The sequence below is a fragment of the Pseudomonas sp. GM17 genome (genome assembly GCF_000282175.2).
In the GTDB taxonomy this organism is placed as follows: Bacteria; Pseudomonadota; Gammaproteobacteria; order Pseudomonadales; family Pseudomonadaceae; genus Aquipseudomonas; species Aquipseudomonas chlororaphis.
The window spans coordinates 1582965-1608027 of sequence record NZ_CP124732.1; the positions used below are offsets into that span (position 1 = coordinate 1582965).

Sequence of the window (25063 nt, forward strand, 5' to 3'; positions counted from 1 at the left end):
CGCCTCATTTCAAGGCGGTCCCACGCCTTGGCTCCCTGCATAAGAACCTCAAGAAGTCAGGAGACCCGTATGAACGCATCCCTCAAGTCCGACGGCACTACCTTGCAGCAGGTCAAGCTGCTGATCGACGGCCAGTGGGTCGAATCCCAGACCCGCGAGTGGCACGACATCACCAACCCGGCCACCCAGCAGGTGCTGGCCAAGGTACCTTTCGCCACGGCGGATGAAGTCGACGCCGCCATCGAAGCCGCGCATCGCGCCTTCCAGACCTGGAAACTGACCCCGATCGGCGCGCGGATGCGCATCATGCTCAAGCTGCAGGCGCTGATCCGCGAACACTCCAAGCGCATTGCCCAGGTGCTCAGCGCCGAACAGGGCAAGACCATCGCCGATGCCGAAGGCGACATCTTCCGCGGTCTGGAAGTGGTCGAGCATGCCTGTTCGATCGGCAGCCTGCAGATGGGCGAGTTCGCCGAGAACGTCGCCGGTGGCGTCGATACCTACACCCTGCGCCAGCCGATCGGTGTCTGCGCCGGGATCACCCCGTTCAACTTCCCGGCGATGATTCCGCTGTGGATGTTCCCGATGGCCATCGCCTGCGGCAACACCTTCGTCCTCAAACCTTCGGAACAGGACCCGCTGTCGACCATGCTGCTGGTGGAGCTGGCGCTGGAAGCCGGGGTTCCGCCTGGCGTGCTCAACGTGGTGCATGGCGGCAAGGACGTGGTGGACAAGCTGTGCACCCACCCACACATCAAGGCGGTGTCGTTCGTCGGCTCCACCGCGGTGGGCACCCACGTCTATGACCTGGCGGGCAAACACGGCAAGCGCGTGCAGTCGATGATGGGCGCGAAGAACCATGCGGTGGTGCTGCCCGACGCCAACCGCGAACAGGCGCTCAATGCCCTGGTCGGTGCCGGGTTCGGCGCGGCCGGCCAGCGTTGCATGGCCACCTCGGTGGTGGTCCTGGTGGGCGCGGCGAAACAATGGCTGCCGGACCTCAAGGCGCTGGCGCAGAAACTCAAGGTGAATGCCGGCAGCGAGCCGGGCACCGATGTCGGGCCGCTGATTTCCAAGCGCGCCAAGGAGCGTGTGCTGAGCCTGATCGAAAGCGGCATCAAGGAAGGCGCCAAGCTGGAGCTGGACGGCCGCGACGTCAAGGTGCCAGGTTTCGAGCAGGGCAACTTCGTCGGCCCGACCCTGTTCTCCGGGGTGACCACCGACATGCAGATCTACACCCAGGAAATCTTCGGCCCGGTGCTGGTGGTGCTGGAAGTGGACACCCTCGACCAGGCCATCGCCCTGGTCAACAGCAACCCCTTCGGCAACGGCACCGGCCTGTTCACCCAGAGCGGCGCGGCGGCGCGCAAGTTCCAGACTGAAATCGATGTCGGCCAGGTCGGGATCAACATCCCGATTCCGGTGCCTGTACCGTTCTTCAGCTTCACCGGTTCCCGTGGTTCCAAACTGGGCGATCTGGGGCCCTATGGCAAACAAGTGGTGCAGTTCTATACCCAGACCAAGACCGTCACCAGTCGCTGGTTCGACGATGACAGCGTCAACGATGGCGTGAACACCACCATCCATTTGCGTTGAGGAGTCCGCTTATGAAAATCGCATTCATCGGTCTGGGCAACATGGGCGCACCCATGGCGCGCAACCTGCTCAAGGCCGGGCATCAGTTGAACCTGTTCGACCTGAACCAGGCCGTGCTCAAGGAACTGGCCGAACTGGGTGGCAGCATCAGTACCTCGCCGCGCGCCGCCGCCGCAGACAGCGAGCTGGTGATCACCATGCTGCCGGCCGCGCCCCATGTGCGCAGCGTCTGGCTGGGTGACGACGGGGTGCTGGCCGGTATCGCCCGTGGCACGCCGGCGGTGGATTGCAGCACCATCGATCCGCAGACCGCCCGCGACGTGGCCGCGGCGGCTGCCAAGCAAGGTGTGGCCGTGGCCGATGCGCCGGTATCCGGCGGTACCGGCGGCGCGGCGGCGGGCACCCTGACCTTCATGGTCGGCGCCAGCGCCGAACTGTTCGCCACCCTGCAGCCGGTGTTGGCGCAGATGGGCCGCAATATCGTGCACTGCGGTGAAGTGGGCACCGGGCAGATCGCCAAGATCTGCAACAACCTGCTGCTGGGCATTTCGATGATCGGTGTCAGCGAGGCCATGGCCCTGGGTGATGCCCTGGGGATCGACACCAAGGTGCTGGCGGGCATCATCAACAGCTCCACCGGGCGTTGCTGGAGTTCCGACACCTACAACCCCTGGCCCGGCGTGATCGAAACCGCGCCGGCCGCCCGCGGCTACACCGGCGGCTTCGGCGCCGAGCTGATGCTCAAGGACCTGGGCCTGGCCACCGAGGCCGCCCGCCAGGCGCACCAGCCCGTGGTGCTGGGCGCCGTGGCGCAGCAGCTGTACCAGGCCATGAGCCAGCGCGGGGAAGGGGGCATGGACTTCTCGGCTATCGTCAACAGCTATCGCAAGCCGACCTAGAAACAACGAAACCTGCGTCCTTCAAAGAGCGCAGGTTTCGCCAACCGCTGTGAACGCTGCAAGCTTTCCGGGACTCACGTCGGGTGGGTTCCCGGTTTTTTGTTTGCGGCGTCGGAGTATCAGCCGCAGAAATAACTCGTAGGAGCAAGGCTTGCCCGCGATGCAGGCAATGCGCTGCGTCTGACATACCGCTATCGCGAGCAAGGACTAGGCGTCCCCCTACTCCTACAGAGGCAGAGTGGTGTGGCGCGGTGGATCAGGCGAACACGAAATACTTGCGCACGGTCTCGACCACTTCCCAGGTGCCTTTCATCCCCGGCTCGACCACGAAGATATCGCCGGCGCGCAGGTGGATCGGGTCCATGCCGTCCGGGGTGATCACGCAGTAGCCTTCCTGGAAATGGCAGTACTCCCATTTCACATAGTCCACGCGCCATTTGCCGGGCGTGCAGATCCAGGTGCCCATGATCTTGCTGCCGTCTTCGCTGGTGTAGGCGTTGAGGTTGACGGTGTGCGGGTCGCCTTCGAGTTTTTCCCATTTGCAGGCATCGAGCACCGGCAGCGGGTGAGTGTCGCGCAGAACGGTGATGGGGGCAGTCGCGGTCATGAGGACTCCGGGGTCTTGGCTGAGAACTGAAGTCGCACCCTATAGCGCCCGGCGCCCGGTCAGTTGTCTGTACTCGACATCGGGGTGCCCAGAAACGCAGTACCCGCCCGTGAAGTGTTGCCGCGGTTTGCATTGAAATTTCCGAGCGTGAATCAGTGATTTCCTGGCAGTTCATGCGAAAGATTCCGCGGTCGCTGGAGCATTTCGCAAGAATCTTCACGGGCATCGCTCGTATGATTCAGGTCGAAATGGCCGAGAGCAGCGCTATGAGCACAACCCCAAGCTGGTGGGACATCAGCCCGCCCCTGAGTACCGCGACCCCGACCTGGCCCGGCGATACGCCGTTCCAGGAAGAGCGGGTGTGGCAATACGGGCCCGAATGCCCGGTGAACGTCGGGCGCATCACTCTGTCGCCGCACACCGGTGCCCATGTCGACGCGCCGCTGCACTACAGCGCCGATGGCGCGCCGATCGGCGAGGTGCCGCTGGATGTCTACCTCGGCCCGTGCCGGGTCGTGCATTGCCTGGGTTGCGGCCCGCTGGTCTTGCCCCGGCACCTGGAGGGGCACCTGGACAACCTGCCCGAGCGGGTGCTGTTGCGTACCTATCGACAGGCGCCGTTGAGCACCTGGGACCCGGATTTCAGCGCCGTGGCCAAGGAGACTGTCGAACTGCTGGCCAGCCACGGTGTGCGCCTGATCGGCATCGACACCCCGTCCCTCGACCCGCAGCAATCGAAAACCATGGAGGCCCATAACGCCGTGGCCCGCCATGGCCTGGCGATTCTCGAAGGCATCGTGCTCGACGAGGTGGCCGAAGGCGACTACGAACTGATCGCGCTGCCCCTGCGTTTCGCTCATCTGGATGCGAGCCCGGTGCGCGCCATCCTGCGGCCTTTGCCGCGATAATTTCTACAATAGTATTTACAACAACGAAGCTTCGACCCCGCGCGCCCTCGATCAAGGTCGGCGCCGGGTGATCGACCGGCCGCGACCTGACATGAGGAGCCCACGCGATGAGTCAATGTCCCTATTCGAACAACCCACCGCCCGACAACTGGCATAACGCCGAGCTGAATTTTTCCGACTCCATGAGCTACGGCGACTACCTGGACCTGGGGCGCATCCTCAATGCCCAGCACCCCTTGTCGCCGGACCACAACGAAATGCTCTTCATCATCCAGCACCAGACTTCGGAGCTGTGGATGAAACTGATGCTGCACGAGCTCAAGGCGGCTCGCGAGCACGTGCATCAGGGGCAGCTGCCACCGGCATTCAAGATGCTGGCGCGGGTGTCGCGGATCTTCGACCAGCTGGTGCACGCCTGGGCGGTGCTGGCGACCATGACCCCGTCCGAGTACAAGTCGATCCGCCCGTATCTGGGGCACTCGTCGGGCTTCCAGTCGTTCCAGTACCGCGAGATCGAGTTCATCCTCGGCAACAAGAGCGCGACCCTGCTGCGCCCCCATGCCCATCGGCCGGAACTGCTCAAGGAGCTGGAGCTGGCGATCGCCACGCCGTCGCTGTACGACGAAGCCATCGGCCTGATGGCCAAGGCCGGGCTGGCCATCGCCCCCGAGCGCCTGGCCCTGAACAGCCAGGCGCCGACCCAGCATGACCCGTCGGTGGAAGCCGCCTGGCGCGAGGTCTACACCGACCCGTCGCGCTACTGGGACCTGTACCAGTTGGCGGAGAAGTTTATCGACCTGGAAGACTCCTTCCGCCAGTGGCGCTTCCGCCATGTGACCACGGTGGAACGCATCATCGGCTTCCAGCCCGGCACCGGCGGCACCGAAGGCGTCGGCTATTTGCGCAAGATGCTCGACACCGTATTGTTCCCCGAGCTGTGGCGCGTACGTTCGACGCTGTAAGCGGCAGGCCAACAAAAAGGCCCGGCATTCATCGAATGCCGGGCCTTTTTGTTTATGCCAATCCCTGTAGCCGCTGCCGCAGGCTGCGATAGGTCCGCAGGACCTCCGGCGTCCTCAAGATCGCTGCGACCGTACCGGTCGATCGCAGCCTGCGGCAGCGGCTACAGGGTCATGTGCCGCCGTTGTCAGGCCACCGCGCGAGCGCCGGACCTGGCCACCCGCAGACGGTAGAACACCCAGATCAGCGCAACCCACACCGGGATGGCGTAGACCGACACCCGTATGCCGGGAATCATCAGCATCACGCTGACGATCATCAGCATGAAAGCCAGGCACAGGTAGTTGCTGAACGGAAACCAGAAGGTCTTGAACGACGGCACTATGCCTTGCTGGCCCATGGACTTGCGGAACTTCAGGTGGGTCAGGCTGATCAGCGCCCAGTTGATCATCAGCGAGGCAACGACCAGCGCCATCAGCAACTCCAGGGCTTCTTGCGGCGCCAGGTAGTTGACCACCACGCAAAGCAAGGTGATCAGCGCCGAAACGCCCAGGGCCAGCAGCGGCACGCCCTGTTTGTTCAGCTTCATCATCGCCTTGGGCGCGTCGCCCTGTTCGGCCAGGCCGTAGAGCATGCGGCTGTTGCAGTACACGCCGCTGTTGTACACCGACAGCGCCGCGGTCAGGACCACGAAGTTGAGGATGTGCGCGGCGGTGTCGCTGCCGATCAGGGCAAAGATCTGCACGAACGGGCTGCCGCTGTAGGAGTCGCCGGAAGCGTTGAGGGTCTGCAGCAACTGGTCCCAGGGGTACAGCGACAGCAGCACGGTGAGGGCGCCGACGTAGAAGATCAGCACCCGGTACACCACCTGGTTGATCGCCTTGGGGATTACCTTGCGTGGCTCGCTGGCCTCGGCGGCGGTGATGCCCACCAGTTCCAGGCCGCCGAAGGAAAACATGATGAAGGCCATGGCCATCAGCAGGCCGGTGCCGCCATTGGGGAAGAACCCGCCGTGGCTCCACAGGTTGCTCACCGCCGCCTGCGGGCCGCCGCTGCCGCTGGCCAGCATATAGCAGCCCAGGGCGATCATGCCGATGATGGCCACCACCTTGATGATGGCGAACCAGAACTCGGCTTCGCCGAAGAACTTCACGTTCATCATGTTGATCAGGTTGACCAGTACGAAGAACACCGCTGCGCTGACCCAGGACGGGATTTCCGGCCACCAGAACTGCACGTACTTGCCCACGGCCGTGAGTTCGGCCATGCCCACCAGCACGTACAGCACCCAGTAATTCCAGCCGGCGAGAAAGCCGAAGTAACCGCCCCAGTATTTGTGCGCGAAGTGGCTGAAGGACCCGGCCACCGGTTCCTCGACGATCATTTCGCCGAGCTGGCGCATGATCAGGAAGGCGATGAACCCGGCTATTGCATAACCGAGGATCATCGAAGGGCCGGCGGACTTGAGCACGCCGGCGGAGCCCAGGAACAGTCCGGTGCCGATCGCCCCGCCCAGGGCAATCAGCTGAATATGGCGGTTCTTCAAGCCACGCTTGAGTTCGCCGGGTTTCAGGATTTCATCCACTAATCACGCTCTCTTCTCATTGTTATCGGATCTGTCCGTATTCGCGGCCAGATCGCGGCTGACGGCGGACGGATCAGATATTACTCTCGGTGAACTTCTCGTAATACAGCTGAACGCTCTCAAGTTGCTGATCTTGCAACCAGTTCTTGATCGACTCGACCATCGGTGGCGGTCCGCAGACGTACATGTCCACCGGAGCATCGCGCAGTTCGCTGCAATCGAAATGCTCGGCGATATAACCGCGCTTGCCCGGCCAGTCCGCTGTCGGCTCGCTGATCACCGGAGTGTAGCGAAAGCCCGGCAGTTGGCCGGCATAAGCCTCGATACGCGCGGTTTCGCACAGATCGGCGACGTTGCGCACCCCGTAGTACAGGTGCACCGGCTGGGTGCAGCCGTCGGCGACCAGTTGCTCGAGCATGGCCAGCAGCGCCGAGAGCCCGGTGCCGCCGGCCACCAGCACCAGCGGCCGGACGATATGGCGCAGGTAGAAGGCGCCCAGCGGCGCCTCCAGCTCGATGCGGTCGCCGACCTGGCAGCGTTCGCGGAGGTAATTGCTCATTGCCCCGTCGGGCAGCAGGCGCAGGAGGAATTGCAGCTGCTGGCTGCCCGAGCGGTTGGCGAACGAGTAGGAGCGTTTGCTCGACGTACCGGGGACCGACAGCCGAGCGTATTGCCCCGGCAGGAAGTCCAGCGCCGCCTGACCCTCGTCGAGCTGCAGTTGCAGGATCGCCGTGCTGTCGGAGACCTGACGTACCTCGCTAACCGTGCCGCCCAGTTGCGCGGGCCCCGCGGCGCTGCACAGGCTGGAATCGAAGTCGAAGTAGAAGGTGGCATCGGACTGCACCCGGGTCTGGCAACTGAGCATCTTGCGTTGCTCCAGGTCGGCGCTGGAGAGCGCTTCCTCGTCCACGTAGTCCTGGCTGTAGGTGCCCGATTCGCAGCGGCCCTGGCAGGTGCCGCAGACACCCTCGCGGCAGTCGAGGGGAATCTTGATGCCGTTGCGCAGGGCGGCGTCGAGCAGTATTTCGTTGGCGTTTACAGGGAAGAACAGCGTCTTGCCGTCGGCAAAGCTGAACGCGACCTTGTGGTTCATGCCCGGTCTCCGTCAGAGGTGGTAGAAATCGAGCACCGAATTGATGGTGTCGTTGAGCAGCAGCACATGCTTGCGAGTGATCAGCCAGCTGTCGCCGTGGGCCTTGAGGCTGTAGGTGGCATGGCCGAAGAATTGCTCGGCGGTGGCCAGGCGATAGAACAGCGTGTGCCAGTTCAGGCGCACTTGCAGGCTGCCGTCGGCCTGCTCGGCGATCCGCACGTTGCTGATGTTGTGCAGGGTGCGCGGCATCGGAATGGTCGAGGCGGCCTTGCCGGTGCGGATACGGAACACCCGATCTTCCAGGCCCGAGCGGTTGGCGTAGTAGATCAGCGACATGCCGCGTTTGGGGTCGGTGGTGTAGACATGCTCGGAGTCCCACTGCGGCAGGTGGAACTCGCTCTGCGGGTCGAAGAGTTCGAGGTAGGCATCCCAGTCCTGGGCGTCGCACAGCTCGGACTTGCGGTAGAAAAACTGCTCGATACGGTATTGCAGTTGCGCACTCATATTCACACCTCACGCAGTTTCAGGGATTGCCGGGCCAGCCCGTCGAGGAGGAATCTCTGCCAGTTGCGGTGCTGGTTGACGTACAGCCCTTCGTGGGTGAACTCAGTACCGGTCATGGCCGGCTGGATGCCGATGGCCTCGCTGTTGCGGGTCGGCCCGGTTTCCCAGCGGTGGCTGCCGCGGGAGATATCGCTCCAGCGTTCCAGGCGGCCCTGGAAACCGCGCTGGGCTTCGCGGAATTCCACCAGGTCGTCGGGGGTGCCCATGCCCGAGACGTTGAAGAAGTCCTCGAACTGGCGGATACGGTTTTCCCGGTCGGCGTCGGACTCGCCCTTGACCCCGATGCACTGGCTGATGATCTCGGTCTTGTTCCAGGCCAGCGGGCGGATGATCCGCAGCTGCGAGCTGATCTGGTCGAGGAAGAACAGGCTCGGGTAGACGTTGAGGTTGCGCAGGCGGTGCATCATCCATTCGGCTTTTTCCTGGCCGTACTCCTCCACCAGCCGCGGCATGATAGTGGCGTAGCCGGAGCGCACTGCAGGGTTGGGCATGTCGCTGAACAGCACGCTGTGGCCGTTGTTGAAGGCGAACCAGCCGTCGTCGGTGTTGGCGTCGCCGGCGCCGAGCTTGCTGTAGTCGAGGGTGGCGCTGGCGCCGCCGTTCTCGCTGTTGACCTGCTGGCGGTGTTGCACCGTGGCCACGTAGTTGTAGTGCACGGTGCTCACGTGATAACCGTCGAGGCCGTTCTCGTTCTGCAGTTTCCAGTTGCCGTCGTAGGTGTAGGCGGACTTGCCGGGCAGGACTTCCAGCTCACCGGTGGGCGACTGGGCGACCATCATGTCGAAGAACACCTTGGCGTCGCCGAGGAAGTCCTCCAGGGAGTTGTCGGCGTGGACATCGAGGCTGATGAAGACGAAGCCCTTGTAGCTGTCGATGCGGGCTTTCTTCAGGCCGCGGGTGGCCTTGTCGAAGCCTTCGGGGTATTCCCCCGGCGCCTTGACCTTCACCAGGCGCCCGTCGCTCTTGTAGCACCAGGCATGGAACGGGCAGGTGAAGGTGGACTGGTTGCCTTTGCCGACCCGGGTCAGGGTGGTGCCGCGGTGCTGGCAGGCGTTGATCAGCGCGTTGAGCCGGCCTTCGCCGTCGCGGGTGATGATCATCGGCTGGCGCCCGGCGCGCATGGTGACGAAGTCGTGGTTGTTGGCCAGCTCGCTTTCGTGGCAGGCGTAGATCCAGTTCTTCTCGAAGATCAGTTCCATCTCCAGGTCGAACAGCTCGGGCTCGGTGAACATGTCCCGGGCGATGCGGAACACGCCGTCGTCCGGACGAAAGTCCAGGCAGCCGTCGATGAAACTTTTCCATTGTTCTGTGTTTCTTGCACCACTCATGAGTGAGTACCTTTCTTGTTCAGGCCAATCGGTGCATGCATTAGAGAGAGTGCGGGGCAGGGGTGGCTATCCGCTTAGTCGGCCAAGGCCATCCACAAAATTGAACGCTCCAGAGCGCTTCTGTAGGAGCGAAGCTTGCTCGCGATAAACGATCACGCGGTGCATCTGCCAAAACGCGCCGTACCCATCGCGGGCAAGCCTCGCTCCTACGGGCGCCGGGGTAACACCTGGGGGCTGAATACCCAGGGCCTGCGCCCCAGGCGATCAACGGCTGCACCGCGATGTCGCGATGAGCTACTGTTTGGCGCAGTCTTGCGTGGGTTTTGCGCACCGGGTGGACGGGTTCTATCCACTTAGTCGGCGATTGCTATCCAGTCGGTTGGCAGTGCCGGGCGGTGGCGCAAAACTTGCTGTCGGCTGTTGCAAGCAAGCCAGTACTTCAAGCCAGACGCGCCGTCAGAGCGCGCAAAAAAAATATTGCCGTGGGTGCGCCGTGATGAATAGCAAGGCTGATTCGCAGTTTCGCGATATTCGTATCGATCGCTACGACCTCGAGGGGGCGAGAAGCTGGATGTCCGGCATTTGCGGGCCGCATCGGCTCGAGACCGCGACCCCCGAACGCATCCGCTTTCACCACAGCGCCAACGTGTTCAAGTCGCGGGCCACGACCCTGGGCACCATCGAATACGGCACCGACGTCACCATCGATATCGAAGACGCCGAGCGCTTCAGCAGCTACAGCCTGAGCCTGCCGCTGAGCGGCGATCAGGAACTGAGCAAGGACGGCCGGCTGCTGCGTTCCAACCGCGACCAGGGGGTGATCATCGCGCCCAATGAAAGCCAGATGCTGGCGATCTCCGGCGACTGCCGCAAAGTCCAGGTGGTGATTACCCGGGCGGCCATGAGCGAGGCCCTCGAAGCCTTGCTGCAACGCCCGCCGCAAGCGCCGCTGCGCTTCGAGGCGGTGATGGATGCGGTGGAGGGGGCGTCGGCGTCCTGGTGGCGCATGGCACGGTATTTTATCGCCGAGCTGGAGCGCAGCAGCGAGCTGTACGAACAGCTGGCCTTCACCCGGGACCTGGAAAGCTCCTTGATCAAGGGCCTGATCCTGGCCCAGCCGAACAACTACTCGGCGCAGCTGCGCGAGGTGCTGGAGGTCAAGTTGCCCCACTACCTGGTCCGCGCCCGCCAGTACATTCACGCCAACGCCCGCGAACCGCTGGGCCTGGAAGACCTGGAAGCCGCCGCCGGGGTTTCGCGCTTCAAGCTGTTCGAGGCCTTCAAGAAGTATTTCGCCCTGTCGCCGATGGTCTACCTGAAGAAGTACCGGCTCAACGCGGTGCGCCAGGAGATCCTCGAACACGGCTCGGCGCGGACCATTTCCGAAATCGCCCTGGGCTGGGGGTTCAGCCATCTGGGGCGGTTCTCCGCCGAATACCGCAAGCTGTTCGGCGAGTCGCCCAGCATCACCCTGCAGCGCCACGACGCGCGGCGCCTGGGTGGTTTCTAGCGGTTACTTGCGCAACACCAGGTCCAGCAGGCCGTCCTGCTCCTTGATTTTCTGCAGGACGATTTCCGAGCGGATGTCGGTGACCCCGGACGTGCGGTTCAGGTGATTGACGATGAAATCCGAGAAGTGCTTGAGGTTGCGCGCCTGGACCCGCAGCACATAGTTGCTGGCGCCGGTGACCACATAGGCGGTCACCACTTCCGGCCACTGCTGGACCTTCTTGATAAAGGTCTCGTGCCAGTCCGCCACGTCCTGGCGCAGCGACACATGAACGATGGCCTCCAGCTCGATCCCCAAACGCTCGGCATTCAGCACCGCGCGATAGCCGCTGATGATGCCTTCGCCCTCCAGCAGGCGCAGGCGACGCAGACAGGCCGAGGGCGAGAGGGCGACTTTCTCCGCCAGCTCCTGGTTGCTGATACGGCCGTCCTGTTGCAGGAAGTGCAGGATTCGCAGGTCTGTCGAGTCGAGAATCATGGTTGGCATTTATCCGCGTTTTTTTAAGTTGTAGTCGAATAATCTTCGAGACTGTGCCGCTCTCATAGCGCATTTTGCACGAAAATTCTCCAGGGCTTCGTTCATTATTTCTTCACCGCGCAGCCGCCGATGTCGCCCCTGGCATGGCGTGTGCCGCCGCATGCCTTAGTGAAAACAGGACTTCCCATGACAACAAGAAACCACTGCCTGGCCCTCGACGCACAGGACCCGCTGGCACCGCTGCGCAACCAGTTCGCGCTGCCCGACGGGGTGATCTATCTCGACGGCAACTCCCTCGGCGCCCGCCCGGTCGCGGCCCTGCAACGGGCGCAACAGGTGATTGCCGAGGAATGGGGCAATGGCCTGATCCGCAGCTGGAACACTGCCGGCTGGCGCGACCTGTCGCAGCGCCTGGGCGACCGCCTGGCCAAACTGATCGGCGCCGATGCCAACGAAGTGGTGATCACCGACACCACCTCGATCAACCTGTTCAAGGTGCTCAGCGCCGCTTTGCGGGTGCAGGCGCTCAAGGCACCGCAGCGGCGGGTGATCGTCAGCGAGAGCAGCAACTTTCCCAGCGACCTGTACATCGCCGAAGGCCTGACCGAGATGCTGCAGCAGGGTTATTCCCTGCGCCTGGTGGACAGCCCCGAGGCGCTGCCCCAGGCCATTGGCGAAGACACCGCGGTGGTCATGCTGACCCACGTCAACTACAAGACCGGCTACATGCACGACATGCAGGCGGTGACCGCGCTGACCCACGAATGCGGCGCGCTGAGCCTGTGGGACCTGGCCCACTCCGCTGGCGCGGTGCCGGTGGACCTGAAGCAGGCCGGCGCCGACTACGCCATCGGCTGCACTTACAAATACCTCAACGGCGGCCCGGGCTCGCAAGCCTTCGCCTGGGTCTCGCCGGCCGTCTGCGATCTGGTCAGGCAGCCGCTGTCCGGCTGGTTCGGCCATGCGCGGCAGTTCGACATGGACGTGCAATATCAGCCGAGCAGCGGCATCGCCCGCTACCTGTGCGGCACCCAGCCGATCACGTCGCTGGCCATGGTCGAGTGCGGCCTGGAGATCTTCGAGCAGACCGACATGGCCAGCCTGCGGCGCAAGTCCCTGGCCCTGACCGACCTGTTCATCGAACGGGTGGAGCAGCGCTGCGCGGCCCATGGCCTGAAGCTGGTCACCCCGCGCGAACACGACAAGCGCGGCAGCCATGTCAGCTTCGAACACCCCGAAGGTTATGCGGTGATCCAGGCCCTGATCGCCCGGGGCGTGATCGGCGACTACCGCGAACCGCGGATCATGCGCTTCGGCTTCACGCCGCTGTACACCCGCTTCAGCGAAGTCTGGGACGCGGTGCAGATCCTCGGTGAAATCCTAGATGAAAAAACCTGGGCCCAGCCGCAGTTCCAGATCCGCCACAGCGTGACCTGAAACACCCCCCTGTGGCCGCTGCCGCAGGCTGCGATCGGCTCGGTCCGCGTTCGGGCGCAGCAGGCGTAAGACCGGTGCACGCGGTGTAACCGAAACACCGCGTTGCCCGGTTTCACGACGACTTCGTCGCCGATCGCAGGCTGCGCCAGCGGCTACAAGCCAAGCCATTCCGTGTGCAAATAACAATAAAAGAGGCTCACAAACGTGACCACGACCAACAAGGGTTTTGCAGCGATTTCCAATCGTGAACAGGGCTTGCGCCGCCAGCTCACAGCCGGGCAGATGAGCATGATCGCCATCGGCGGGGCGATTGGCACCGGCCTGTTCATGGGCAGCGCCTACGCCATCGGTTACGCCGGGCCCAGCGTGCTGCTCAGCTACGCCATCGGCGCGCTGATCACCCTGCTGCTGATGGGCTGCCTGGCGGAAATGACCGTGGCCCATTCCACCTCCGGCTCCTTCGGCGCCTACGCCGAGTTCTACATCAGCCCGCTGGCCGGGTTCCTGGTGCGCTACGCCTATTGGGCGGCCATCGTGCTGGCGGTCGGCGCCGAGGTCACGGCCATCGCCATGTACATGAAATACTGGTTCGCCCACGTGCCGGAATGGGTGTGGATCGTCTCGTTCTCCAGCGTGCTGATCCTGCTCAACGCCATCAGCGTGAAAACCTTCGGCAATTTCGAGTACTGGTTCTCCACCATCAAGATCGCCGCCATCGTCGGCTTCATCATCCTCGCGGTGTACGTGGTGTTCGGCTCCGGCAATGCCGACTACGGCCTGCACAATTACACCGCCCACGGCGGCTTTTTCCCCCACGGTGTGCAGGGCATGTGGATCGCGGTGATCGTCTCGATCTTCAGCTACCTGAGCGTGGAGATGATCGCGGTGGCCGCCGGCGAAGCCGAGGATCCGCAGCGGGCGGTGAAAAAGGCCTTTCGCGCGACCATGGTGCGGCTGGTGGTGTTCTACCTGCTGACCCTGGCGCTGATGCTGGCCATCGTGCCCTGGGTCCAGGCCGGCAAGGCGCAGAGCCCGTTCGTCACGGTGATGCAGACCATCGGCATTCCCGGCGCCACCGGGGTGATGAACTTCGTGATCCTGATCGCTGCGCTGTCGGCGATGAACAGCCAGCTGTACATCACCACGCGCATGATGTTCAGCCTGTCCCGCGGCGGTTATGCGCCCAAGTCCATGGGCGCCCTGAGCAAGAGCGGCATCCCGTTGAACGCCTTGCTGCTGTCCAGCTCGGGCATCGGCCTGGCGACCCTGATCAACGTGCTGTACCCGGAAAGCTCGTTCACCCTGATGATGGCGATCTCGATGTTCGGCGCGATCTTCACCTGGTTCATGATCTTCCTCACGCACTACTGCTTCCGCCGCTACCACCAGCGCCATGGCGAGCAGCAGTTGTCGTTCCGCATGCGCCTGTTCCCCTGGAGCACGTTGCTGGGCCTGGTGCTGATGGGCGCGGTGATGATCACCACCTACTTCACCGAGGCCTTCAAGATGACCCTGGTGTTCGGCGTGCCGTTCCTGCTGATCCTGACGGCGGTCTACTTCGCCTGCTTCAGAAAAAACCGGGCCGCCGCCGAGCTGAACCCGTCCAAGGTCTGACCCCAAACCTGTAGGAGCGAAGCTTGCTCGCGATCCGCGCAGCGGCCATTTACCGCAGCGTCGCGACGAACGCTCTTCGCGAGCAATCGAGCGTCGACCGGCTGCTCCTACAGGTGGCCCAGGGTTTCCAGGAGGGCCTTGGCGTAGGGCGGCAGGGCGTTGAAGTCGCGGGCGCAGAGCAGCAACTTGCGTTGCGCCCAGGCCTCCACCAGCGGCAGCACCTTGAGCGACGCATCCGACCCCCGGCGTTCGATGGCGGCGCGGGGCACCACCGCCAATCCGGCGCCCCGGGCGACCATGCGCATCACCCCGTCGAAGCCGTCGGCGCGGATGCGGATCGCCATCCGCAGCCCCAGGTGCAAGGCCTGTTCTTCCAGGTATACGGCCAGGGCGCTGTGGGCGGCGAGGCCGACATAGTCGTGGTGCAGGCTGTCGCTGAAACTCACCGCCCGACCGTCCGCCAGCGGGTGGTGGGCGGGCAGGACCAGCACCAGCGGGTCGTCGCGAAACGCCAGGGTCTGCAGGTCCTGGGTATCCACCGCGTCGGAGACTATCCCCAGGTCCGCCGCGCCCTGGCGCAGGGCGTGGGTGATGCGCTGGCTGGGCAGTTCCTGCAGGTCGATGTCGAGGTTGGGGTGGGCGCAGAGAAAGTCCGCCAGCGGCTCCGGCAGGTATTCGGTGATCGCCGTGGTGTTGCACAACAGGCGCACCTGGCCTTTGACGCCCCGGGCATATTCGGCCAGGTCCTGGCGCAGGTGCTCGGCCTGTTGCAGCAGGCCGCGCGCGTGCTGGGCCAGGGCCTTGCCGGCGGGCGTCGGGCTCACGCCACGGCGGCCGCGCTGCAGGAACTCGGTGCCCAGGGACGCCTCCATGGCGCGGATTCGTGCGCTGGCCGCGGCCAGGGACAAATGGCTGCGGCTGGCGCCGGCGGTGATATTGCCGGCGTCGAGGATGTTCAAGTGCAGGCGCAGGTCGGTCAGGTCGAAGTGCATGGGGGTGTCCTTGATAACGCCGCTGTGCGGCCATCACAGCCACTGAAAATCTACAGCCTCTCGCCAAACAAGAGGCTGCCTCAGTATATGGCAGATTTTCAGCCCACCGCCGCGGGCGCAGGATAGCGCCATGAACACTTCCCTCGCGTTTTACCAGAACCTCGGTTTGCTCCTGTCCTTGCTGGTAATCGGCACCTTTGTCCTGGCCGGCATGATCAAGGGCGTGATCGGCCTCGGCCTGCCGACCATTGCCATGGGCCTGCTCGGCCTGGCTATGGCGCCAACGCAGGCTGCGGCGCTGTTGATCATCCCGGCGACCCTGACCAATGTCTGGCAACTGGCCTTTGGCGGGCATTTGCGAGGTTTGCTCAAGCGCTTGTGGCCGCTGCTGCTGGCGATATTCATCGGCACCGGCCTGGGCAGCCTGTGGCTGGGCATCGACGGTGGGCATTGGGTAGTGCGGGCGCTGGGGGCGGCGTTATTGCTCTATGCCCTGAGCGGATTGCTGCTGCCGACCCTGCGGCTGCGGCCGCGAATGGAAGCCTGGCTGGGCCCGGCCTGTGGCCTGGTGACGGGCGTCATCACCTCGGCCACCGGGGTGTTCGTGATTCCGGCGGTGCCTTATCTACAGGCGTTGGGGCTGCACAAGGACGAACTGGTGCAGGCCCTGGGGCTGTCGTTCACCGTCTCGACCCTGGCCCTGGCGGCCGGCCTGTACTGGCGCGGCGCCCTGGGCGGCGGCGAACTCAGCGCCTCGCTGCTGGCCCTGATCCCCGCCCTGCTCGGCATGTGGCTGGGCCAGGCACTGCGCCAGCGCATCAGCGCCGTGCTGTTCAAGCGGGTGTTTTTCAGCGGCCTGGTGCTGCTGGGTGCCCATCTACTAATCAGCGGCTAGCGGACGACGGGCTGAGCATGTCGATGCGGCGGATATCGAAGTCGCGCTCCAGGTAATCCATGCGCTTGTCGAAGAACGCCTTCATGTGCGGCAGGTTGGAGTGCACGTCCAGGTGCGCCTGGGATTCCCAGATCTCATAGAAGATGAACAGGCTCGGCTCCTGCTGGTCGCGCAGCATGTGGTATTCGATGCAGCCGGGTTCGGCCCGGCTCGGCTCGACATAGGCGCGAAACAGCACCTCGAAGGCCTCGGACATTTCCGGGCGGGTCTTGGCGTGAAGGATAAAACCGTGCTGTTCGGACATGCTGCGTTCCTGAGTAAAGGGAGTTTTAAAAATTCTACGACACGAATCCGCCGCTTATTCGTGCGTATTGGTCAAATGCTTTTTGCCTGGATCGCGCTTATTCATATCGTCTTTCAACGATATTCTCCGCCCCATCGTTTTTTAATCTTCTCGACCCGGCCCTGCAGCGCAGCGCCAAAGGGTTGTTCCTGATGAGGCTGGATCATGAAAAAAGTACTGTTGCTCAACGGTGGCAAGAAGTTCGCCCACTCCGACGGCCGCTACAATGCGACCTTGCATGAAGCTGCGGTGGCGGTGCTGGACCGTGGCGGCGTGGACGTCAAAGTCACCCACATCGACGAGGGCTACGACATCCAGGAAGAAGTGGCCAAGTTCCTCTGGGCCGACGTGATCGTCTACCAGATGCCGGGTTGGTGGATGGGCGCGCCGTGGATCGTGAAAAAGTACATCGACGAAGTCTTCACCGAGGGCCACGGCAGCCTCTACGCCAGCGATGGCCGCACCCGTTCCGATGCCTCGCAGAAGTACGGCAGCGGCGGCCTGATCCACGACAAGCAGTACATGCTGTCGCTGACCTGGAACGCTCCGCAGCAAGCCTTCGACGACCCGACCGACTTCTTCGAAGCCAAGGGCGTGGACGCGGTGTACTTCCCGTTCCACAAGGCCAACCAGTTCCTCGGCATGCGCGGCCTGCCGACCTTTCTCTGCGTCGACGTGATGAAGCGCCCGAACATCGAGGCCGACGTGCAGCGCTACGAAGAACACCTCAAGGCGGTGTTCAACCTCCCCGCGTAAATCCGGCTACTATCGGTGGCGTGCCACAAGCCTGACACAGGATGTAGCCGCTGCCGCAGGCTGCGATCGCCACCGAAGGGGGCGCAAGGTCGTGAGATCGCTGAAGGCCTTCGGCCTTATCGCAGCCTGCGGCAGCGGCTACAGGCGCCCAACCGAGATAGAGGACTTACGTGAAAGCCAGATCCGACGAACTCCAGATCTTCGTCTGCGTCATCGAGTGCGGTTCGATTTCCGCGGCGGCCGAGCAGGTCGGGCAGACGCCGTCGGCGGTCAGCCGCACCCTGTCGCGCCTGGAAACCAAGCTCGACACCACGCTGATCAACCGCACCACGCGGCGCATGGACCTGACCGAAGAGGGCAAGTATTTCTTCGAGCAGGCCAAGCTGATCCTCGACCAGATGGACGAACTCGAAGAGCGTCTGTCGTCCCGCCAGCAGACGCCGTCCGGGCGCCTGCGCATCAACGCCGCCTCGCCGTTCATGCTGCATGCCATCGTGCCCTACATCGCCGAATTCCGTAGCCTGTACCCGGACATCCAGCTGGAGCTCAACAGCAACGACCTGATCATCGACCTGCTGGAGCAGAGCACCGATATCGCGATCCGCATCGGCACCCTGGCGGACTCGACCCTGCATGCGCGCGCGCTCGGTTGCAGCCCGCTGCACATCCTCGCCAGCCCCGACTACCTGAAGCGGCACGGCACACCCGCCAGCGTGGCCGAGCTGAGCGACCATACCCTGCTGGGCTTCACCCAGACCGAAACCCTCAACCACTGGCCGCTGCGCCATGTGCACGGCGACCGCTGGCCGATCCAACCGGGCATCAGCGCCTCCAGTGGCGAGACGGTGCGCCACCTGGCGCTGGCAGGGCAGGGCATCGCTTGCCTGTCGCACTTCATGACCATCGACGACATCCGCGCCGGACGCCTCACGCCGCTCCTCGCCCAGTTCAACAGCGGCTATCGCCAGCCGATCAACGCCGTGTACTACCGCAACTCGCAGCTGGCCCTGCGCATCCAGTGCTTCCTCGACTTTATCCAGGGCAAGCTGGCCGAGTACGCCAACCCGCAGTTCGAAGGCTGAACCGGGCTCCTGTCGCCGCCTGCCGGTGCGCCATCGCGGTTGCGACCTGACTGATCCATCCACGACAAACGGCTGCCTGCGGGCGGCCGTTTTGCGCTTGCCGTTTGCTCGAATCGCACCAATGCGCCTAAGGTTCGTCTGGCCTGATAACAACTAAAAAGGACGGACTCCATGCGTATCCTGCTGTGCAAAACCCTGGCCCTGAGCGTGGCAATCGCCGCCAGCTCGCCGACCTTCGCCGCGTTGCTGGAGGGCGGTGCGGTCGCCGCGCCGAACCAGTATGGCGCCGATGTTGCGGCGCAGGTTCTGAAGAAGGGCGGCAACGCGGTGGACGCCGCGGTCGCCACCGCCTTCACCCTGGCGGTGACCTACCCCGAGGCCGGCAACATTGGCGGCGGCGGTTTCATGACCCTGTTCATCGACGGCAAACCCTACTTCCTCGACTACCGCGAAACCGCGCCCAAGGCCGCGACCCGCGACATGTACCTGAATGACAAAGGCGAGGTCATCGAGAACCTCAGCCTGGTCGGCGCGCGCGCCGCCGGGGTGCCGGGCACGGTGATGGGCCTGTGGGAGGCGCACAAGAAGTTCGGCAAGTTGCCCTGGAGCGAACTGATCACCCCGGCGGTGGGCTATGCGAAAAACGGTTTCAAGGTCGCCGACAAGCAGTACCAGTACCGCGAGGACGCGCTGAAGCTGTTCAAGGACAGCACCAACTTCGGCGACTATTTCGGCAGCATGAAAGTCGGCGAAACCTTCCGCCAGCCGGAGCTGGCCGCGACCCTGGAACGCATCGCCGACCAGGGCGCCAAGGAGTTCTACGAGGGCAAGACCGCCGACCTGCTGGTGGCGCAGATGCAGGCCGACAAAGGCCTGATCACCAAGCAGGACCTGCAGGACTACAAGGTCGCCTGGCGTGAGCCGCTGCAGGTCAACTGGCGCGGCAACACCCTGTACACCGCGCCGCCGCCCAGCTCTGGCGGCGTCGCCCTGGCGCAACTGATGACCATCAAGGAAGAACGCACGGCGGACTTCAAGGGCGTCGAGCTGAACTCGGCCAAGTACATCCACCTGCTGGCGGAAATCGAAAAACGCGTGTTCGCCGACCGCGCCGATTACCTTGGCGACCCGGCGTTCTCCGAGGTGCCGGTCAAGCAGCTGACCGACCCGGCCTACCTGAAAAAACGCGCCGCCGAGATCAACCCGACGGCCATCTCGCCCACTGAAAAAGTCCGCCCGGGCCTGGAGCGGCACCAGACCACGCACTTCTCCATCGTTGATGCCGACGGCAACGCGGTGAGCAATACCTACACCCTCAACTGGGACTACGGCAGCGGCGTGGTGGTCAAGGGCGCGGGCTTCCTGCTCAACGACGAAATGGACGACTTCAGCGCCAAGCCCGGGGTGGCCAACGCCTTTGGCGTGGTCGGCGGCGACGCCAACGCCATCGCGCCGGGCAAGCGCATGCTGTCGTCCATGAGCCCGAGCCTGGTGACCCGCGACGGCAAGGTCACCCTGGTGCTGGGCACGCCGGGCGGGTCGCGGATCTTCACCTCGATCTTCCAGGTGCTGAACAACCTCTACGACTTCGACCTGCCGCTGGAAAAAGCCGTGGCCGCGCAGCGCGTGCATCACCAGTTGCTGCCCAAGGACACTATTTACTACGACACCTACGCACCGCTCACCGGCAAGGTCGCCGACGAGCTGAAAGCCCTGGGCTACACCCTGGAAGACCAGGGCTGGGAGATGGGCGATATCCAGGCAATCCGGGTCACCGGCCGCCAGCTGGAAACGGCCTCCGACCCGCGCGGACGCGGCGTGGGCAAAGTCGTCAAATAACCTGCACCTGTAGGAGCGAGCTTGCTCGCGATGGCGTCCTGCCTGACCCACCGCGTGGTCTTGATCGCGAGCAAGCTTCGCTCCTACAGAAAGCCATTCCTCCCCGTGGCCACTGGCCGCGGGGTTCTGCTCCTTGCGCTACAGCGGATGAAAATCCCCCTCGCCAATTTTCATTATTCGCGACATGACCTGTCTGTTCGCGACAAAGCATGTCTCTGTGCGAAAGTTAGTTTCATGCGGTTTGAAAATGCGGTCACGAAATGATTTATGAGTTTCACAAGCATTCGACGTGACCCTTTTTCGAGGAGTACCGCATGACACCTGCATCGGGCTACTGGCTGCTGGGCTATGCCGCCATCGCCATCATCGCGCTGATCGTCCTGATCGCGCGTTACCGGATCAATCCGTTCATTGTCATCACCCTGGTCTCGGTGGGCCTGGCGTTGATGGCCGGGATGCCGCCGTCCGGCGTGGTCGGGGCCTACGAGGCGGGTGTCGGCAAGACCCTCGGGCACATCGCCCTGGTGGTGGCCCTGGGCACCATGCTCGGCAAGATGATGGCCGAGTCCGGTGGCGCGGAGCAGGTGGCGCGGACCCTGATCGACCGTTTCGGCGAGCGCAACGCGCACTGGGCGATGGTCTGCATCGCCTTCCTGGTGGGCCTGCCGCTGTTCTTCGAGGTCGGTTTCGTGTTGCTGGTGCCGATCGCCTTCACCGTGGCGAAGCGTGTCGGTGTGTCGATCCTGATGGTCGGCCTGCCGATGGTCGCCGGCCTGTCGGTGGTGCATGCCCTGGTGCCGCCGCACCCGGCGGCGATGCTGGCGGTGCAGGCCTATCAGGCGTCGGTGGGGCAGACCCTGCTGTACGCGATCCTGATCGGCATTCCCACGGCGATCATCGCCGGTCCCCTGTACGCCAAGTTCATCGTGCCGCGCATCCAACTGCCGGCGGAAAACCCGCTGGCGCGCCAGTTCATCGAGCGTGAGCCGCGCACCCGCCTGCCCAGTTTTTCGATCACCATGGCCACCATCCTGTTGCCGGTGGTGCTGATGCTGATCGGCGGCTGGGCCAACCTGATCTCCACCCCGGGCAGCGGCCTCAACCAGTTCCTGCTGTTTATCGGCAACTCGGTGATCGCCCTGTTGCTGGCGACCCTGCTGAGCTTCTGGACCCTCGGCCTGGCCCAGGGCTTCAACCGCGAATCGATCCTCAGGTTCACCAACGAATGCCTGGCGCCGACCGCCAGCATCACCCTGCTGGTGGGCGCCGGCGGCGGCCTGAACCGGATCCTGGTGGACGCCGGGGTCACCGACCAGATCGTCGGCCTGGCCCATGAATTCCAGCTGTCGCCGCTGCTGATGGGCTGGCTGTTCGCCGCGCTGATGCGCATCGCCACCGGCTCGGCCACCGTGGCCATGACCACCGCCTCGGGCGTGGTGGCGCCGGTGGCCATCGGCCTGGGGTATCCGCACCCGGAACTGCTGGTGCTGGCCACCGGCGCCGGCTCGGTGATCTTCTCCCACGTCAACGACGGTGGCTTTTGGCTGATCAAGGAATACTTCAATATGACCGTGACCCAGACCTTCAAGACCTGGACGGTGCTGGAGACCCTGATCTCGGTGGTCGCCTTCGCCCTGACCGCCGGTCTTGCCCAATTGCTTTGAGCCCAGGTGCCGTCCATGGACATCCTCTACCAGATCCGTTCCCGCCAGGATTCCTTCAGCGCCGGCGAAGGCCGCATCGCCCGCTTGATGCTGGATGACGTCGGCTTCGCCGCCTCGGCCAGCCTGGAACAGCTGGCGCAGCAGGCGGAAGTCAGCGCCGCCACCCTGTCGCGGTTTGCCCGCAGCGTGGGCTGTCGCGACCTGCGCGACCTGCGCCTGCAACTGGCCCAGGCCAGCGGCGTCGGCAGCCGCTTTCTCGACCCGGCGGGCACCCCGGAGCAGTCGGGTTTCTACCGGCAGATCGTCGGCGATATCGAGTCGACCCTGCACCAGCACCTGGCGGGGTTCGACGAGTCGCGCTTTCGCGATGCGGTGCGCTTGCTGGGCAAGGCGCAGATGATTCACGCCTTCGGCATGGGCGGCTGTTCCACCTTGTGCAGCGACGAATTGCAGGTGCGCCTGGTGCGCCTCGGTTACCCCATCGCCGCCTGCCACGACCCGGTGATGATGCGGGTGACCGCCGCGGCCCTGGGCCCGCAACACGCGCTGATCGCCTGCTCCCTGACCGGCATCACCCCCGAATTGCTGGAGACCGTCGAGCTGGCCCGCAGCTACGGCGCCAGCGTGCTCGCCATCACCCTGGCCGACTCGCCGCTGGCGGAGCTGGCGGATGTGCTGCTGCCGCTGCAGAGCGCCGAGACCTCCTTCATCTACAAACCCACGGCCGCGCGCTACGGCATGCTGTTGGCCATCGATGTGCTGGCCACCGAGCTGGCGCTGGCCCTGCCCGAAGACAACCAGGAACGCCTGCGCCGCATCAAGCTGGCCCTGGACGATTACCGCGGCGGCGACGATTGCCTGCCGCTGGGAGACTGACATGCTTTACGACACCCTGATCCGCAACGCCCTGGTGATCGACGGCAGCGACCGCCCGGCTTACCCCGCCGATGTCGCCCTGCTCGAGGGCCGCATCGCCCGCATCGGCGACCTGCAAGGCGCCCGCGCCAGCGAAGAAATCGACGCCGCCGGGCGGGTGCTGGCCCCCGGTTTTATCGACGTGCACACCCACGACGACACCGTGGTGATCCGCCAGCCGCAGATGCTGCCCAAGCTCAGCCAGGGCGTGACCACGGTGATCGTCGGCAACTGCGGTATCAGTGCCTCGCCGGTGAGTCTGCGCGGCGAGCCACCGGACCCGATGAACCTGCTGGGCAACCAGGCGGCCTTCGTCTACCCGCGTTTTCGCGACTACCGCGCGGCGGTGGACGCCGCGCAGCCGGCGGTCAATGTGGCGGCGCTGATCGGCCACACGGCGCTGCGCAGCAACCACCTGGACGATCTGTATCGCACCGCCACGGCCGAGGAAATCGCCGCCATGCGCGAGCAGTTGCGGGCCAGCCTGGAAGACGGTGCCCTCGGCTTATCCACAGGCCTGGCCTACGCCAGCGCCTTCTCGGCCGAGACCGACGAGGTGCTGCAACTGGCCGCGGAACTGAGCGCCTTCGGCGCGGTGTACACCACCCACCTGCGCAGCGAATTCGAGCCGGTGCTGGAGGCCATGGACGAGGCCTTCCTGATCGGCCGCCAGGCCAAGGCGCCGGTGATCATTTCCCATCTCAAATGCGCGGGCGCGGGCAATTGGGGCCGCAGTCCGCAATTGCTGGCGTCCCTGGAGCAGGCGGCGAAAGACCATCCGGTAGGCTGCGACTGCTACCCCTACGCGGCCAGTTCCTCGACCCTCGACCTCAAGCAGGTCACCGACGCCTTTCGCATCACCATCACCTGGTCCACCCCGCACCCGGAACTGGGCGGCCGCGACCTGATGGACATCGCCGCCGAGTGGGGCACGACTCTGCTGGAGGCCGCGCGGCGCCTGCAACCGGCCGGCGCGGTGTACTACGGCATGGACGAAGCCGATGTGCGGCGCATTCTTGCCCATCCGCTGTCGATGATCGGTTCCGACGGCTTGCCGGAAGACCCGTTCCCCCATCCACGGCTGTGGGGCGCTTTCCCGCGGGTGCTCGGGCACTTCAGCCGCGACCTCGGCCTGTTCCCGCTGCACACCGCCGTGCACAAGATGACCGGCCTGTCGGCGGCGCGTTTCGGCCTCAAGCAGCGTGGCGAAATCCGCGAAGGGCACTGGGCCGACCTGGTGCTGTTCGACCCGGCGCGGGTCCGCGATGTGGCCGACTTCAAAAGCCCGCAACAGGCGGCCGAGGGGATCGACGGCGTGTGGGTCAACGGCGTGCGCAGCTATGCCGAAGGCCAGGCCAATGGCCGCCGGCATGGGCGCTTCCTGGCGCGGCAAGGGGATTTGCGTGAAGGGTTCAACGGCTGAAGGCGTGCGGTGCCGAATAGGTGAACGCCGTCACAATGATGGCCTGATGATATTAAAGAAAGCCTTGGCCTAGCCGAAGTGCTGACATCCACCTGCTATACCGTGGACATCTTTCATCAGGGAGTCGCGCAATGAGCTTTGGCAAAACCACCCCCATCCTGCGGATTTTCGACGAGGCCAAGGCGCGGGAGTTTTATATCGACTTCCTGGGCTTCACGCTCGACTGGCAGCACCGCTTCGAAGACAACTTCCCGCTGTATATGCAGGTGTCGCGTGGGGAGTGCGTGCTGCACCTGTCGGAGCACCATGGCGACAGCACGCCGGGCTCTGCGTTGCGCATCGAGACCGACGAGCTGGAAGCCTTCCAGCAGCAGTTGCTGGCCAAGGATTACCGCTTCGCCCACCCACAGATCCAGGCCATGCCCTGGGGTAGCCAGGACCTGACGGTGCTCGATCCGTTCGGCAATCGGCTGGTGTTTACCAACGCCATTTGCGTCTGAGCCCGATCGGTGCATCTGATGCACCACGTCCCTGTGTAGGAGCGAGCTTGCTCGCGATGGCGTCCTGCCTGATGCA

The 25063-nt window shown here is 64.2% G+C and carries 22 protein-coding genes and 1 pseudogene; 15 read left to right on the top strand and 8 right to left on the bottom strand.

Translation table 11 applies throughout. The annotated features are described in order from the left end of the window. Positions 1-69 precede the first annotated feature (69 nt). Both PMI20_RS07035 and mmsB read left to right on the top strand, forming a co-directional pair. Positions 70-1596 carry a CoA-acylating methylmalonate-semialdehyde dehydrogenase gene (locus tag PMI20_RS07035; RefSeq protein ID WP_007922163.1) on the top strand — a complete coding sequence of 509 codons (1527 nt, stop codon included), beginning with the start codon at positions 70-72 and terminating at the stop codon, positions 1594-1596. 11 nt (positions 1597-1607) lie between these two features. Then, positions 1608-2495 carry a 3-hydroxyisobutyrate dehydrogenase gene (gene mmsB / locus PMI20_RS07040; protein WP_007922164.1) on the top strand — a complete coding sequence of 296 codons (888 nt, stop codon included), beginning with the start codon at positions 1608-1610 and terminating at the stop codon, positions 2493-2495. Positions 2496-2751: 256 nt separating this feature from the next. On the opposite strand, the gene PMI20_RS07045 is transcribed toward mmsB, so the two are convergent. After that, positions 2752-3102 (bottom strand): cupin domain-containing protein, encoded by a 351-nt coding sequence (locus PMI20_RS07045; RefSeq protein ID WP_007922165.1) that lies wholly within the window; start codon positions 3100-3102, stop codon positions 2752-2754. Positions 3103-3368: 266 nt separating this feature from the next. Here PMI20_RS07045 and kynB point away from each other — a divergent pair, with 266 nt between their 5' ends. Both kynB and kynA read left to right on the top strand, forming a co-directional pair. Beyond that, on the top strand, positions 3369-4010 hold the full coding sequence (kynB, locus tag PMI20_RS07050) for an arylformamidase (RefSeq protein ID WP_037033901.1): 642 nt from the start codon (positions 3369-3371) through the stop codon (positions 4008-4010). Positions 4011-4117: 107 nt separating this feature from the next. Further along, positions 4118-4972: a tryptophan 2,3-dioxygenase gene (gene kynA, locus PMI20_RS07055; RefSeq protein ID WP_007922167.1), complete on the top strand. Its 855-nt coding sequence runs from the start codon at positions 4118-4120 to the stop codon at positions 4970-4972. A 185-nt stretch (positions 4973-5157) separates the two neighbouring features. Here kynA and PMI20_RS07060 read toward each other — a convergent pair whose 3' ends face one another. The 4 genes from PMI20_RS07060 to antA all read right to left on the bottom strand — a co-directional run bounded on the left by PMI20_RS07060 (position 5158) and on the right by antA (position 9540). Then, on the bottom strand, positions 5158-6555 hold the full coding sequence (locus PMI20_RS07060) for an amino acid permease (protein ID WP_007927390.1): 1398 nt from the start codon (positions 6553-6555) through the stop codon (positions 5158-5160). 73 nt (positions 6556-6628) lie between these two features. Continuing rightward, positions 6629-7648, bottom strand: coding sequence for an anthranilate 1,2-dioxygenase electron transfer component AntC (antC, locus tag PMI20_RS07065; protein ID WP_007927393.1), 1020 nt, complete (start codon positions 7646-7648; stop codon positions 6629-6631). 12 nt (positions 7649-7660) lie between these two features. Then, entirely contained in the window at positions 7661-8152 is a 492-nt protein-coding gene (gene antB, locus PMI20_RS07070; RefSeq protein ID WP_007927395.1) for an anthranilate 1,2-dioxygenase small subunit, read from the bottom strand. Positions 8153-8154: 2 nt separating this feature from the next. Then, a complete protein-coding gene (antA, locus tag PMI20_RS07075; protein WP_007927397.1) occupies positions 8155-9540 on the bottom strand; it encodes an anthranilate 1,2-dioxygenase large subunit in 1386 nt (461 codons plus the stop codon). Positions 9541-10036: 496 nt separating this feature from the next. Between antA and PMI20_RS07080 the strand changes: the two genes are divergently transcribed. Then, complete coding sequence (locus tag PMI20_RS07080) at positions 10037-11050, top strand: AraC family transcriptional regulator (RefSeq protein WP_007927400.1); 1014 nt, start codon at positions 10037-10039, stop codon at positions 11048-11050. A 3-nt stretch (positions 11051-11053) separates the two neighbouring features. Here the strand turns inward: PMI20_RS07080 and PMI20_RS07085 are convergent, their stop codons facing one another. Then, positions 11054-11527: an Lrp/AsnC family transcriptional regulator gene (locus tag PMI20_RS07085; protein WP_007927404.1), complete on the bottom strand. Its 474-nt coding sequence runs from the start codon at positions 11525-11527 to the stop codon at positions 11054-11056. Between the two features lie 186 nt (positions 11528-11713). Between PMI20_RS07085 and kynU the strand changes: the two genes are divergently transcribed. Then, a complete protein-coding gene (gene kynU / locus PMI20_RS07090; RefSeq protein WP_007927405.1) occupies positions 11714-12964 on the top strand; it encodes a kynureninase in 1251 nt (416 codons plus the stop codon). Positions 12965-13168: 204 nt separating this feature from the next. Continuing rightward, positions 13169-14592, top strand: a pseudogene (locus tag PMI20_RS07095) (amino acid permease). A 93-nt stretch (positions 14593-14685) separates the two neighbouring features. Here PMI20_RS07095 and PMI20_RS07100 read toward each other — a convergent pair. Beyond that, positions 14686-15570, bottom strand: a complete 885-nt coding sequence (locus PMI20_RS07100) for a LysR family transcriptional regulator (protein WP_007927409.1) — start codon at positions 15568-15570, stop codon at positions 14686-14688. Positions 15571-15700: 130 nt separating this feature from the next. Between PMI20_RS07100 and PMI20_RS07105 the strand changes: the two genes are divergently transcribed. Next, positions 15701-16465: a sulfite exporter TauE/SafE family protein gene (locus PMI20_RS07105; RefSeq protein WP_007927411.1), complete on the top strand. Its 765-nt coding sequence runs from the start codon at positions 15701-15703 to the stop codon at positions 16463-16465. On the opposite strand, the gene PMI20_RS07110 is transcribed toward PMI20_RS07105, so the two are convergent. After that, positions 16455-16769, bottom strand: a complete 315-nt coding sequence (locus tag PMI20_RS07110; RefSeq protein WP_007927412.1) for a putative quinol monooxygenase — start codon at positions 16767-16769, stop codon at positions 16455-16457. The genes PMI20_RS07105 and PMI20_RS07110 overlap by 11 nt on opposite strands. A 204-nt stretch (positions 16770-16973) precedes the next feature. On the opposite strand from PMI20_RS07110, the gene mdaB reads away from it, so the two are divergent. From mdaB to PMI20_RS07145, 7 genes are all read left to right on the top strand, one after another. Then, positions 16974-17564, top strand: a complete 591-nt coding sequence (gene mdaB, locus PMI20_RS07115; protein WP_007927414.1) for an NADPH:quinone oxidoreductase MdaB — start codon at positions 16974-16976, stop codon at positions 17562-17564. Between the two features lie 170 nt (positions 17565-17734). Next, the gene (locus tag PMI20_RS07120; protein WP_007932451.1) at positions 17735-18646 is read left to right on the top strand and encodes a LysR family transcriptional regulator; all 912 of its coding nucleotides are present in this window, start codon (positions 17735-17737) and stop codon (positions 18644-18646) included. A gap of 171 nt (positions 18647-18817) precedes the next feature. Then, the gene (gene ggt / locus PMI20_RS07125; RefSeq protein WP_007932459.1) at positions 18818-20485 is read left to right on the top strand and encodes a gamma-glutamyltransferase; all 1668 of its coding nucleotides are present in this window, start codon (positions 18818-18820) and stop codon (positions 20483-20485) included. 314 nt (positions 20486-20799) lie between these two features. Further along, complete coding sequence (locus tag PMI20_RS07130; protein ID WP_007932461.1) at positions 20800-22149, top strand: GntT/GntP/DsdX family permease; 1350 nt, start codon at positions 20800-20802, stop codon at positions 22147-22149. Between the two features lie 15 nt (positions 22150-22164). Then, on the top strand, positions 22165-23025 hold the full coding sequence (locus tag PMI20_RS07135; RefSeq protein WP_007932463.1) for a MurR/RpiR family transcriptional regulator: 861 nt from the start codon (positions 22165-22167) through the stop codon (positions 23023-23025). 1 nt (position 23026) lies between these two features. Beyond that, positions 23027-24487, top strand: a complete 1461-nt coding sequence (locus PMI20_RS07140; RefSeq protein WP_007932465.1) for an N-acyl-D-amino-acid deacylase family protein — start codon at positions 23027-23029, stop codon at positions 24485-24487. A gap of 131 nt (positions 24488-24618) precedes the next feature. Continuing rightward, entirely contained in the window at positions 24619-24987 is a 369-nt protein-coding gene (locus PMI20_RS07145; protein ID WP_007932466.1) for a glyoxalase superfamily protein, read from the top strand. Positions 24988-25063: the final 76 nt, after the last annotated feature.